Genomic DNA, 12,635 nt, shown 5'->3' on the forward strand with positions numbered 1-12,635 from the left:
GAGAATCGCGTCTGCGGCGGCGCGCTAGTATAGCGGGCCGCATCGAGGCGCCCGCCGTACCGTGCGCCATGGAGGACCCGGCTTGAACGATCCGCGCATGCCGCAGTATCCGACCGGCCCACGTCCGCCTGCCGAATTCGGCGGACGTCTGCCGCCGGGCCGCCTGACCCTCGAACCCGTGATCGACGCGCTGCTGGCCGACGGCCTGCTGGCGCCGGTCGACGCCGACCGAGCACGTGTGGGCGGGCGCAACACGCGCGGTCTCGATGCGGTGCATCCGCTGGTGCTGCTCGCGAATCTCAAGCTGCCGTCGGCGCGCCGACCCGGCACCGAGCTCGGTCTCGAAGCGCTGACCGAATGGCTGGCGCAGGCCACGGGCCATGTCTATCTGCGCATCGATCCGACCAAGATCGCCGTCGGCGACGTCACCGACCTGTTCTCCCACGCCTACGCCAAGCGCCACCGCATCCTGCCGGTCGAGGTCACGCCCGACCGCGCGCGCATCGCGACCAGCGAACCGATGGCGCTCGACTGGCTGACCGACATCCAGCGGCTGCTGCGGCGCGAGATCGATCTGGTCATCGCCAATCCGCTCGACCTGCACCGCTACACGATGGAGTTCTTCGGCGTCACGCGTTCGATCCGCGGCGCCAAGGACGGTCGCGAAACCGGCAGCAATGCGCCGACGTTCGAGCAACTGGTCGAGCTGGGCCGCTCGGGTGACGTCAACGCCGACGACCACCACATCGTCCACATCGTCGACTGGCTGCTGCAGTACGCCTACGAGCAGCGCGCCTCCGACATCCATCTCGAACCGCGCCGTGACGTGGGCCGCGTGCGTTTCCGCATCGACGGCGTGCTGCACAAGGTGTTCGAGATGCCGCCGCCGGTGATGACCGCCGCCGTCAGCCGCATCAAGGTGCTCGGCCGCATGGATCTGGCCGAGCGCCGGCGCCCGCAGGACGGGCGCATCAAGACCCGCTCGCCGGGTGGACGCGAGGTGGAAATGCGTCTGTCGACGATGCCGACCGCCTTCGGCGAGAAGGTCGTGATGCGCATCTTCGATCCCGACACCGCGTTCAAGCCGATCGAACACCTCGGCTTCGATGCCGGCGAGGCGGCGGCGTGGAACGATCTCGTGCAGCGTCCACACGGCATCGTGCTGGTGACCGGCCCGACCGGTTCGGGCAAGACGACCACGCTGTACTCGACGCTGAAGAAGCTGGCGTCCGACGACGTCAACGTCTGCACGGTGGAAGATCCGATCGAAATGGTCTCGGTCGAACTCAACCAGATGCAGGTGCACAACGCGATCGACCTGACCTTCGCGCAAGGCGTGCGTACGCTGCTGCGTCAGGACCCGGACATCATCATGATCGGCGAGATCCGCGACCTCGACACCGCGCAGATGGCGGTGCAGGCCTCGCTGACCGGCCACCTGGTGCTCTCCACCCTGCACACCAACGATGCGCCGTCGGCGATCACCCGCCTGCTCGATCTCGGTCTGCCGCATTACCTGATCGCCTCCACGCTCAACGGCGTGCTGGCCCAGCGCCTCGTGCGCACGCTGTGCCGGCACTGCAAGCAACCGCAGCCGGTCGATCCCGAAGCCTGGCGCGCGCTGCTCGGCCCCGACAGCGACGTGCCGCCGCCGGAGACCGCGTGTGGCCCGGTCGGCTGTCTCGAGTGCCGCAACACCGGCTACTTCGGCCGCGTCGGCATCTACGAGCTGATGCCCGTGACGCCCGCGCTGCGCGCGAAGATCCAGCCGGACATGGCGCTGTCGGGTTTCAGCCGGACCGCGGTCGGCGAAGGCCTGCGCACGCTGCGCATGGCCGGCGCGGAAAAGGTCGCCCAGGGCGTGACCACGGTGGAAGAAGTGATGACGGTGCTGCCGCCGCGGGAGTAAGGGGTCTTTCGCTCTCTCGCGTGATTCGGCCCGAGCGCGATACGCGACTGTCTGGCCACCTCTCCCTCCGGGAAGAGGTCGACGCGCAAAGCGCGTCGGGTGAGGGCAGAGCAGTCGAAGCACGATCCCACACCAGCGCCCGCCCGTCCCGATCCGCTACGCTGCGCCGTCTTCCTCCACCGGCTGCCCTTGATGTCGTCCGACCGCCGCTTCCTGATCGTCGAAACCGGCCAGCCCGTGCCCTCGATGCGCCGCTACGGTGGCTTTCCGCACTGGATCCGCGTCGCTGCCGGTCTGTCGGAACACGATGTCACGGTGCGCGATGTCGAGCAGGGCGCCGAACTGCCATCCGCGGACGACCACCTCGGCGTCATCGTCACCGGCTCTGGCGCGATGGTCACCGACCGCGCCGAGTGGAGCGAGCGCACGGCCGCCTGGCTGCGCGACGCGGCGCACGCCGGCGTGCCGATCTTCGGTATCTGCTACGGCCACCAGTTACTCGCCCATGCACTGGGCGGGGAGGTCGGTGAGAACCCGCGTGGTCGCGAGATGGGCACGTACGACATCCACATCACCGACGCAGCATCCGACGACCCGCTGTTCGCCGCCGGCGGCACCCGCTTCGCGTCCCAGACCACGCATCTGCAGAGCGTCCTGCGCCTGCCCGAGGGTGCGATCCTGCTGGCCCATTCCGTGCTCGAACCGCACCACGCGTTCCGCTGGGGTGATCGGGCCTGGGGTGTCCAGTTCCACCCGGAGTTCAGCGCCACCCACATGCGCGGCTACATCCGCGCGCGCTCGGGGCCGCTGTACCAGGAAGGTCTCGATCCGGTCGCGCTGGTCGCGGCGGTGCGCGCTGCGCCGGAGGCGCGGGCGGTGTTGCAGCGATTCGTGAGGTTGGCGGGCGCGCTGCCACGCGACTGAGTTTGGGTTCCGTCATGCCCGCGCAGGCGGGGCTGTCAACGGACGTATGTCCGGTCATCCAGGGACGTTGCTCTGCTTTGGGTTGCTCTGCTTTGCCGTTGCCGTTGCCATGCTCCTGCTCCTGCTCCTGCTTTTGACTTGAATCGAGCCGTAAAGCGAGCCGAGCATCGCAGGGCGGCGGGGTCGTAGAGCAGCCCATGTCTGAGCGCAGCGAGTTTGGGCTGCGTGCCCCGTCGACCGAGAAGCACAGGGGACCGCCGCGGCTGTATCGCGGCGGATCGCGTCCGGCGAAGACGGTTTTGCTTACTTTTGCCAAGACAAAAGTAAGCCGCGCGACAGCGCGGAGGCCCTGTCCTTGATCTTCGCTTATACGGTTGATCTTCTTTCCGGCAGAACATCAAGTCGCAAAGCAACGAGCGAAGAAGCGCAAGCGAGTGCAGGGCTTTCGCCCGCTGCGCGTGCGAGTCCCTTTTGGATGGACCCGAAAGGAACCAAAAGGTCCCTTCGCCGGACGCGAGCCGACGCGATGAAGCCGCGTCGGTCCCCTCCGCTCCTCACCTGACGCGGCACGCAGCCCAAACTCGCTGCGCTCAGACATGGGCTGCTCTTCGGCCACGCCAGGCTCCGGTGCTCGGCTCGCTTTACGGCTCGATTCAAGTCAAAGGCTGGAAGCCACAGCCACAGCCACAGCCACAGCCACAGCGAAAGCGAAGGCGAAAGCCAAAGTCAAAGCCGCTGTATGACCGGACATACGTCCGTTGACAGCCCCCCCTGCGTGGGAATGACGGCAACAGCGTCTTGCCCAGAGGCAGGCTGCCGGCGGACAGCCAAGCAGCGCCTCGAGCACGAACAGGCCGAGCGGCAGCCCGGAACCCCACACCGCCATCGCGGCTGAACACACAGCGCATCCCGGCGGCGTCTCCAATGCATGCGATACGATGACGCCCTTCGTGGCGCGCCCACGCGACAGACACCTGGAATACGGCGGAAATGACGACTCGGACGGTAGGAGCCGGCCACGGCTGGAAGTGGATCGTGCAGGGCGTCAACGTCGGTCGCGCCAATCCGCGCGCGGTGTACGGGGCGACGGCGATCGTGGCGTTGCTCGCGCTGATCCCGAACGTGCTCCAGGCGATCGCGCAGATCGCGTTCGAGCTTGATGCCAATACCCAGGTCATGCTGATCGGCGCGACATCGCTGGTGTCGATCGTCGTCTATCCGCTGCTGATCGCCGGCGTGCTGCACGTCATCGATGCGGCCGAGCACGGGCGTCCGGCGCAGCCGACCGATGTGTTCGCAGTGTTCACCGCCGGCAATGCCGGGCGCCTGATCGGCTTCGGCGTGCTGATGGGGGCGCTCTACATCGCGACGTTCTACGCGCTGGTCAGCGCGTTCGGCGACGGCGTGGTCGACTGGTACATGCAGGTGCTGACGATCAGCCAGGAAATGAGCGCGCAGACGGGCCCGGCGACGCCGCCGGATCTGCCGCTGCCGCCGGCCGGCATCGCGCCGCTGATGGCGCTGGCGATCTTCTTCGGCGTCTACTACGCCACCGTCTATGCGATCGGCCTCGGCCAGGTCGCGCTGGGCGACCGGCCGGTGTTGCAGGCGTTCACTGACGGTCTCGGCGGGGCGCTGCGCAATGTGTTGCCGGTGATCGTGGCCGCGGCGATCGCGATGGCGGGCGGTTTCGCGCTGATGCTGGCGTTCGCGATGGTGGTGACCCTCATCAGCGTGGTCGCCAGCCTCGTGCATCCCGGCCTCGCGGCGTTGCTGGTGTTGCCGCTGTATCTGGTCCTGCTGCTGATCCTCTACATCGTCATGTTCGGTGCGATGTACGCGATGTGGCGCGATGTCTGCGGTCCGCAGGACGATGCGTCACCGGGTGGCTCGACACCGGGCGCCGACGGTCGTAGCGACAACAGCCGCATCGAACTCTGACGCCGCGCCTGCGCGCCCGGTTCCGCGCCCTCACTCCGGCGTGGACGAGCATCCGGTGTTTCGAACTCCACTGAGCCGGGCACGCGCAGCGCGTTGCATGCGGGACTGAGGGCGCGCGCCTAGAACCCGAGCGTTGCGTCGAGTGCGGCGGCGAGGCTCCGGTCGATCCGGTGCATCAGCAGCGCGAGCAGCAGAAAGAACGCCGGTGGCTGCAGCACCAGCCACAGGCGTGCCGGCATCGGCATGGGGGATCCGGTACGTCGCACCACATGGGTGCCGGCGATCCGGTCGTGCAGGGTCTGATAGCGCGGTCCGCGCGCGGCCAGCAGATGACCGATATTGAGGCTCACCCACGACAGCAGGCCGGCCGCCGTGCGCAGGCCGGCGCGCACATAGCCCGGCGGCAGACCGTCGTCGTCGACCACCTGCAGGCCGAGCAGGCGCTTGCCCGGGGTCGCCTGCCAGCGCGAGCCCTCGAACGCGGTGAACCAGACCAGCGCGAGCAGCGCGAAGACGGCCATCGTGGGCAGGGTCAACGACGTGATCGCGAGCGTCAGTGCGGCGATCGCGACCTGCAGTGCGGGATCGGCCATCCAGGCCTGGAGCAGGGCAGCCGGCGACGCGGCGAGGTCGAGCGTCTGCTGCATCAGCGCGGCCATCGCCTGCGTCTGTGCGTCGATCGCGCGCGCGCAGGCCCCGAGAGCTTCGTACAGGCGCCGGTGCATCAGCGCGACCACCAGAAGTCCGATCGCCGCCGCATCCAGCGACCAGGCCGTGTACCGGCGCAGCAGTGGCGTGGGCGCGGAGACCGGCCGGCTCATGCGTCGTCGCGTACGGCGCCGGGTTTGGGCGCGAGCAGGCGCGCGGCGATGATGCCGGCCTCGTACAGCAGGCACATCGGGATGGCGAGCATCAGCTGCGAGACCACATCGGGCGGCGTGATGATCGCGGCCAGCACGAACACGCCGACGACCGCGTAACCGCGCGCCTCGCGCAGCTGGTCGGTGGTCACCCAGCCCAGCAGCACCAGGATCACCAGCGCGATCGGCAGCTCGAAGCTGAGGCCGAACGCCAGAAAGATCACCAGCACGAAATTCAGATAGGCGTTGATGTCGGTCATCATCGCCACGCCGTCGGGCGTCACCATCGTCAGGAAGGTGAACACCGACGGCAGCACGAAAAAGAACGCGAACGCGCAGCCGATGTAGAACAGCGCGACGGCGGACGCCAGCAGGGGCATCGCCAGGCGTTTTTCGCGCTTGTACAGGCCCGGCGCGACGAAGGCCCACGCCTGGTAGAGCAGCCACGGCATCGTCACCACCACCGCGGTGAAGAACGCCAGCTTCAGCGGCGCGAAGAACGGCGACGCCACTTCGATCGCGATCAGGTGGGCCCCGTCGGGCAGCTTGTCGAGCAACGGTTGCGCGAGCAGGCCGTAGAGCTTGTTCGCGAACGGCAGCAGGCACAGCAGCACGATGCCGGTGACCGCGACGCCGCGCATCAGGCGCATGCGCAGTTCGATGAGATGGTCGATCAGGCTGCCTTCGCCGCCGTCTTCGTCAGCGTGCAACGCCACGATCGGTCTCCTCGTCGGCAGTGGCCGCCGGCACCGGCGGACGTGTGGGATCGCCGGCGATGGCTTCGGGCGGCAGTGGCGGCTCGATCTGCACCGCAGGCTCGGGTACGGCATCGAGACTGCGGTGCGTCGCGGGCGGTTCGCTGGACATGCGCCGCGCCTGCGCGACCAGGTCGCCGGCCTCCTTGCGCACATCGTCGAGGCTGCTGCGGGCGTGCTGCTCGGCGTCGCGCATCTGGGTGCCCACGTCCGCGATCGAACGCTGGGCGTCGCGCACGCTGCGCTTGAGGTCCTCGGCGGCGAGTTCACGCTCGAGCTCGGACTTCACCGAGTACCACTGCGCGCGCGCGCGGCGGATCCAGAGACCGGCGAAGCGGGCCGCCTTGGGCAGCTTCTCGGGACCGAGCACGACCAGCGCGATCAACGCGATGATCATCAACTCGGCCGTGCCGATCCCGAACATCGACCGCGTCCCGCGTCAGCGCGGGGTGGTGTCGTCGTGGCGCGTCCTGTCGGCCTCGCGGCTCACGGGATCCTGCGAACGGTCGTCGAGACGCTCGGGCGTCTCGTCGTCGTGCATGCCTTTCTTGAAGCCTTTGACCGCTTCGCCAAGATCACGGCCGGCGCCGCGCAGCTTCTTGGTGCCGAAGACCAGCAGGACCACAACGAGAACGATGGCCCAATGCCAGATGCTGAAACTGCCCATGGCGCGATTCCGGGAGCTGCGGGTGGTCTGGCAGGATAACGCACCGCACCCGCACGCAACGTGCGGGTGCGCGCTGCACTTCAGTATTCGGGAAGCGGTTCGACGGTAGCCGGCTGGTCTTCGACGTTCTGGAAGCCCTGGGTCGACGGCTGCCCCTGCTGCGGCTGCACCGGCGCGGTCGTGGCTTCCGGAACGTTCTGGATCGCCGGCGTGTAGGCCGGCTGCTGCGCCTGACGCGCGACCGGGACCGCGGTACCGCCACGCGAGACGCGCGCGGTGGCGCTGGCTTCCTCCAGGCGATCGCGGAAATCCACGACCGCGCTCGACGGCGCCTGGCCCGGACGATTTTCCAGAATCGCGCGCGGCGTGGTGTTGCGCCCGTAGACGGCGATGTTGGCGTCGTCGTCGATCTGCAGCACCGCGCCATCGAGCGCGACGCCGGCGAACAGACCGCGTGCGCGTGACCACGACCAGATCTCGGCCTTGAGCTGGCCGTCGGTCAGCGCGGCGGCGTTGCGGCCCACCGGACCGGCCGCCACGCCGGCGTCGGCGCCGAGGGTGAACTTGCCGTTGACGATCGATTCCAGGCTGCGCTCGTTGCGGAACACCAGCACCACGTCGGAGGACTGCACGCCGGCCTGGAAGCCGATGCTGCCGCCGGTGATCTTGACGAAGGACGGGCTCGACCACGTGCCTTCGGGCGTCTTGACCGACATCAGGCCGTGGCCGCGACGGCCGCCGATGATCAGGCCGGCCTTGATGGTGTCGGGGATCACGACGATCGCCCGCGCCTCGTCCAGCAACTTGTCCGGAATGCCCGATTCGGGGATCGCCTGGATCTCGTTGAGCACGCGTACCGCGTTCTGGGCCCGGGCGTCCTCGGTCGGGCCGGCGACGGCGGGGCCTGCGACGCACGCGGTGGCGAGCGCGGCAACCAGCATGGTGTGGCGGAACGGACGGGTCATGGTGGCTCCGGGGCAAGGGCGCGAATCGGGCGGGCGACATGTGGCGCACGCAGAACGGATTCAGGCTAGTGACGGGGCAATGAATCGCACATGAGTTCTTCCGGCGTGCCGGAACGCTGCCATTGCGCGGTCGTGCCTGCCATTCTATGGAGATGTCCGAATCCCCTGCCTCCTCCGCCGCGCGCGACGCCGTCGTGCTCGTCAATCTCGGCACGCCCGACGCGCCCACGCCCAAGGCGGTACGCCGCTACCTCGCAGAGTTCCTGCACGACTATCGGGTGGTGGCGCTGACCCGCTGGCTGTGGTGCCCGATCCTGCACTTCGTGATCCTGCCGTTCCGCTCGCCGCGCGTGGCCAAGCTCTATGCCGGCGTGTGGATGGACGATGGTTCGCCGCTCGCCGTGCACACGGCGCGGCTGGCGGCTGCGGTGCAGACGGAAATGCCCGATGCCCAGGTGATCCACGCGATGCGCTACGGCAATCCTTCGTTGCGCGGCGTGCTGACGCGCCTGCGCGACGCGGGTCATGCGCGGGTGCAGGTGCTGCCGCTGTACCCGCAGTACTCGACGACGACGACGGCCTCGGTCCGCGATGTCGTCGACGAGGTCTTCGGCGCCGATGGCGTTGCGCGGATGCGCGACGACTATCACCTGGATGCAGACTGGGTCGAGGCCGTGGCCGCATCCATCCGTGCGCACTGGGAGACGCAGGGCCGCGGCGAGCATCTGCTGTTCTCCTTCCACGGCATTCCGCAGCGCCTGGCCGATGCCGGCGATCCGTACCCGCTGCAGTGCCGCGCGAGCGTCGACGCGATCGTGCAGGCGCTGGGGCTGGCGCCGGATGACGCGATGCTGACCTTCCAGTCGCGCTTCGGCCGCGAGCCCTGGCTGCAGCCCTATACCGACGAGACGCTGAAAGCCCTGGGCGGCGCGGGCATCCGCGTGATCGATGTCGTGTGTCCCGGTTTCGCGGTCGACTGTCTGGAAACGCTGGAGGAAATCGCGCTGCAGAACGCCGAGATCTTCCACGCCCACGGCGGCAAGGATCTGCGCTACATCCCCTGTCTCAACGACGCACCCGCGCATGCGCGCGCGCTGGCGGCATTGACGCGCCGCGATCTGGACGCGCCCGTATGAGCAGCGCCGCACCGGCGCAGCCGTTCGAAGTGGACATCGGCATCGGTACCGTGCGCGGGCTGCGCTTCGGCACCCTCGGCGCGCGCCGCGTGCTCGCGCTGCACGGTTGGCTCGACAATGCCGCGAGCTTCGTGCCGCTGGCTGCGCATCTCGAAGGCCTGGATCTCGTCGCGCCCGATCTACCCGGCCACGGTCGCAGCGCACACATGCCGCCGGGCACCGATTACACCTTCGTCGGCGCCGTGCACCAGGTGCTCGACATCGCCGATGCGCTGGGCTGGGACCGGTTCGCATTGCTGGGGCATTCGATGGGCGCGGGCATCGCCAGCCTCGTGGCGGCCGCAGTGCCTGAACGCATCGAACGTCTGGTCGCGATCGAAGCACTCGGCGCGCTGCCGGAAACCGAGCCGGAAACCGTGCCGCGCCTGCGCGAAGCAGTGGCCTCGTCGCGTGGACTGGGCACACGTCCGCTGCGTGTGTTCCCGGATCTCGACGCGCCGATCCGCGCGCGCGTGCGCGTCAACGAGCTGAGCGAACCCGTCGCGCGCCTGCTGGTCGAGCGTGGCGTGCAGGCGGTCGAAGGCGGCCATGTCTGGTGCAGCGACCCGCGCCTGACGATTCCCACCGCCGTGCGCATGACACCCGGCCAGGTCGACGCCCTGATCGCCGGCATCGAATGCCCCACGCGCGTGATCTACGCCGATCCGCCGCAGCCCTATCTGCCCGAGCCCGACCGGTCACGCCGCGCGCGTCTGCTCCCCGACGGTGATCTCACCGTCATCGCCGGCGGTCATCACCTGCACATGGAACAGCCTGCGGACGTCGCGGCTGCAATCGGCGATTTCCTGCTGCGCTGAGCCGGCTGCCGCGGCGCGCCCGCAACCAGGCGTGTCGTCCAGAGCCCCTCTCCCGATGGGGTGAGAAGGCAGGCTTGCGATCCACCGGCTCGCGTGCCGGCGACCGCCGGATTTTTAGAGCCCTGCCTTCAAAGCCGCGTGGTCCCGTCCTGCAACTGCAGGCTGACGATCACGCCTGCATCCTCCGACGGTTGCGCCGGCTGGTTCCGGTCGAACGCGAACAGCGCACTACGCCCATCCTTCTCGAACGCGAGGACCGCACTGTCGCCGCCGTGATGCGTGACGAGCCGGCGCTGCCAGCCATCGTGCTCCATCGCGCGGCGGGTTTCCTGCGACAGCGCCACCACCTCGCCTTCGGCGAGCAGGCTGATGATCTGCGTGCCCGGCATGTCGGTCAGCGTGTCGATCGCATAGCGCGCAGGCAGGTGCACGTCGCGCGGAAAATCCGCCGGCAGGGCAAGTGAGGTCGCACGTGGCGACACCGGCGTCGCCGTGACCCGGTCGCCCCGCGCGTCGAAGCGGATCGTCGTGCCCAGGGCCTCGCCGGGCTGGCGGCAGCCGGGCAGCAGGGCGAGGAGCAACAGGGCCAGGCTCGGGCGGACCATCGCGTTCTCCGGCGGCAATGGCCGCTCATCCGGGTCAACGTGAGCGCGGCGACGAAGCGGCCACCGGTCCGCGCGTCGCGCCGGCTCAGGTCAGCAGCGCGTGCAGGTCGGCCTTGAGGCGGCGTCCGCTGTCGCGGAAATAATCACGCGCGTCGCGCCACGCCGGGCAGCGCGCTTCGACTTCGCTCCAGAAGCGCGGCGAGTGATCGGCGTGGATCAGATGACACAGCTCATGCACCAGCACGTACTCGAACGCCGAGGGCGCGCCGAGGACCAGCGACAGGTCCAGGTTGAGCGTGCCGTCCGGCGCCAGCGAGCCCCACTGCGAGGACATCACCTTGAGGCAGATGCGCCGCGGCGTGCGCGGCAGGCCGGGCAGGTAGGCCGGCAGCCAGCGGCCGATGTCGGCGCGTGCCTGCGCTTCGTAGAACTCGCGCAGCGCGCGCTGCAGCGCGGCCGGGCCGGCGTGCTCGGGCGACACGAACGTCAGCGCGCCGTCGTCGTCGAGGCGCACATGACTGAAGCGGCCGCCCTCCCAGCGCAACGGATGCGGCGCGCCGCGCAACGGCAGATGCGTGGTGAGCCCACGCTGCAGCGGCCGCGCTTCGCCATGCGCCGCGATCTGCGCGGCCAGCCACGCGCGATGCTGCTGCAGGAAGGCATCGCCGGTGGCGAGGCTCGCACGCAGCGGCAGGGTCAACCGTGCCCCGCGCTCGCTGATGCTGAGGCGGATGCGCCGGGCACGCGGATCACGCACCCGCAACACTTCGATCCGCCGACCATCCTCGAGCGTCAGCTGGAGCGAGTCGCGCTGGATCGAACTGGGCTTGACGGAACGCGACAACAGGCGCGACAGGGACGGCATGCTCGGATTGTAGTGCGCGCGCAACGCGCGGTGTTTTCCTGTGGGAGCGCGCTCGCGCGCGATGGGCCCGGGCGTTGACGCCCCATCGCCTCCGAGCGCGCTCCCACGAGCGGCAGGATCACTCCGCCTTCGACAGCTTCAACGCACCTTCGAGCACCTTGAACAGGCGCTTGAACTCGCCGCGCATCAGCGCGAAGCGGGCATCGAGTTCGGCGCGCATGTCGTCGTTGTCGGTGTGTTCGAGCGAGTCCAGTGCGCCGTCGAGCAGCTTGAACTTGCGCACGATCAGATCCTCGCCGAGCACGAACGAGACGTGGTCGTCGAGGTTGAGCGCGAGCTTGGTCACCTGCTTGCCGGCATCGAGGTGGCGGGTGATCTCCTCGCACTGCAGGTCCTGACGCTGGCAGCGCACGATCGCGCCCTGGTCGGAGGGATCCTTGAGTTCGCATTCTTCGCCGAGCGTCAGGCCGTCGGGCAGCGGCTCGCCGGCGATCCAGCCGGTCATCACGCCGCGCGGCGAGACTTCGGCGTTGAGCGGCAGCGCGGGAAAGCTGCCCAGCGCGGTGCGGATGTTCGACACCAGGTTCTCCGCGCTCTTGCGGCTGGAGGAATTCACCGCGACCACGCCGTGCTCGAGATCGATCAGCGCATCGCTGCGCACCGGCTTCACGAACGCACGCGGCATCAGTTCCTGCAGCAGATCGTCCTTCATCTGCTTGCGCATCTTGCCGCCGGGCTTGCGGCCCTGCTTCTCTTCGAATTCCTCGATGCGGCGCGACAGCAGTTCATTGACCACCGGGCCAGGCAGGATCTTTTCCTCGCCACCGACGGTGACCCAGATGGTGTCCTCGATGCGATGCGCCATCACCTCGGCCTCGCGGCCCAGCGGCGAGACGAAACCGTGCGATGACATCTCCAGCGGACCGACCGGCTTGAGCGGGAATTCCGCCAGGCGTGCGTCGAGTTCCGACAGGTCGAGATTGGTGGGGAAGCGGAACAGGGTCAGATTGCGAAAGAACATGGGGCTGATGATTCCGTTGGAAGGGATAAGGACGCCGCACGCGAGCGGTGGGCGTCAGGAACGAAGTGGGGCAGTCGCGACGCGGTCGGGCAGTTGCAGTTGGGCGCGTCTGGTCACGGCGTGGACAGTG

Annotated in this window: 13 protein-coding genes; 5 read left to right on the forward strand and 8 right to left on the reverse strand. The window is 68.7% G+C overall.

Annotation, left to right across the window (positions count from 1 at the left end):
- The first annotated feature begins 97 nt into the window (after positions 1–97).
- The 3 genes from AC3IRM_RS00760 (at position 98) to AC3IRM_RS00770 (ending at position 4,774) form a co-directional block, all read left to right on the forward strand.
- Positions 98–1,909: a GspE/PulE family protein gene (locus tag AC3IRM_RS00760; RefSeq protein WP_489204446.1), complete on the forward strand. Its 1,812-nt coding sequence runs from the start codon at positions 98–100 to the stop codon at positions 1,907–1,909.
- A gap of 192 nt (positions 1,910–2,101) precedes the next feature.
- Complete coding sequence (locus tag AC3IRM_RS00765; RefSeq protein WP_489204447.1) at positions 2,102–2,833, forward strand: glutamine amidotransferase; 732 nt, start codon at positions 2,102–2,104, stop codon at positions 2,831–2,833.
- 990 nt (positions 2,834–3,823) lie between these two features.
- The gene (locus AC3IRM_RS00770) at positions 3,824–4,774 is read left to right on the forward strand and encodes a hypothetical protein (RefSeq protein WP_489204448.1); all 951 of its coding nucleotides are present in this window, start codon (positions 3,824–3,826) and stop codon (positions 4,772–4,774) included.
- A gap of 119 nt (positions 4,775–4,893) precedes the next feature.
- On the opposite strand, the gene AC3IRM_RS00775 is transcribed toward AC3IRM_RS00770, so the two are convergent.
- The 5 genes from AC3IRM_RS00775 to AC3IRM_RS00795 all read right to left on the reverse strand — a co-directional run bounded on the left by AC3IRM_RS00775 (position 4,894) and on the right by AC3IRM_RS00795 (position 8,021).
- Positions 4,894–5,595 carry an RDD family protein gene (locus AC3IRM_RS00775; RefSeq protein WP_489204449.1) on the reverse strand — a complete coding sequence of 234 codons (702 nt, stop codon included), beginning with the start codon at positions 5,593–5,595 and terminating at the stop codon, positions 4,894–4,896.
- Positions 5,592–6,284 (reverse strand): twin-arginine translocase subunit TatC, encoded by a 693-nt coding sequence (gene tatC, locus AC3IRM_RS00780; RefSeq protein WP_489205962.1) that lies wholly within the window; start codon positions 6,282–6,284, stop codon positions 5,592–5,594. The genes AC3IRM_RS00775 and tatC overlap by 4 nt, the downstream gene beginning before the upstream one ends.
- 49 nt (positions 6,285–6,333) lie before the next feature.
- Entirely contained in the window at positions 6,334–6,813 is a 480-nt protein-coding gene (gene tatB / locus AC3IRM_RS00785) for a Sec-independent protein translocase protein TatB (protein WP_489204450.1), read from the reverse strand.
- Positions 6,814–6,828: 15 nt separating this feature from the next.
- Positions 6,829–7,056, reverse strand: a complete 228-nt coding sequence (tatA, locus tag AC3IRM_RS00790) for a Sec-independent protein translocase subunit TatA (RefSeq protein ID WP_310147187.1) — start codon at positions 7,054–7,056, stop codon at positions 6,829–6,831.
- A gap of 80 nt (positions 7,057–7,136) precedes the next feature.
- A complete protein-coding gene (locus AC3IRM_RS00795; protein WP_489204451.1) occupies positions 7,137–8,021 on the reverse strand; it encodes a lipid-binding SYLF domain-containing protein in 885 nt (294 codons plus the stop codon).
- A 152-nt stretch (positions 8,022–8,173) separates the two neighbouring features.
- On the opposite strand from AC3IRM_RS00795, the gene hemH reads away from it, so the two are divergent.
- Together hemH and AC3IRM_RS00805 are read left to right on the forward strand one after the other, a co-directional pair.
- Positions 8,174–9,157, forward strand: coding sequence for a ferrochelatase (gene hemH, locus AC3IRM_RS00800; RefSeq protein WP_489204452.1), 984 nt, complete (start codon positions 8,174–8,176; stop codon positions 9,155–9,157).
- Positions 9,154–10,014: an alpha/beta fold hydrolase gene (locus AC3IRM_RS00805; RefSeq protein ID WP_489204453.1), complete on the forward strand. Its 861-nt coding sequence runs from the start codon at positions 9,154–9,156 to the stop codon at positions 10,012–10,014. The genes hemH and AC3IRM_RS00805 overlap by 4 nt, the downstream gene beginning before the upstream one ends.
- A gap of 128 nt (positions 10,015–10,142) precedes the next feature.
- Here the strand turns inward: AC3IRM_RS00805 and AC3IRM_RS00810 are convergent, their stop codons facing one another.
- From AC3IRM_RS00810 to AC3IRM_RS00820, 3 genes are all read right to left on the reverse strand, one after another.
- On the reverse strand, positions 10,143–10,619 hold the full coding sequence (locus tag AC3IRM_RS00810) for a hypothetical protein (RefSeq protein ID WP_489204454.1): 477 nt from the start codon (positions 10,617–10,619) through the stop codon (positions 10,143–10,145).
- A gap of 85 nt (positions 10,620–10,704) precedes the next feature.
- Positions 10,705–11,475, reverse strand: a complete 771-nt coding sequence (locus AC3IRM_RS00815) for a M48 family metallopeptidase (RefSeq protein ID WP_489205963.1) — start codon at positions 11,473–11,475, stop codon at positions 10,705–10,707.
- 127 nt (positions 11,476–11,602) lie between these two features.
- Entirely contained in the window at positions 11,603–12,505 is a 903-nt protein-coding gene (locus AC3IRM_RS00820; protein WP_310155883.1) for a recombination-associated protein RdgC, read from the reverse strand.
- Positions 12,506–12,635: the final 130 nt, after the last annotated feature.

The sequence above is a fragment of the Luteimonas sp. KH_071 genome (assembly GCF_057838005.1).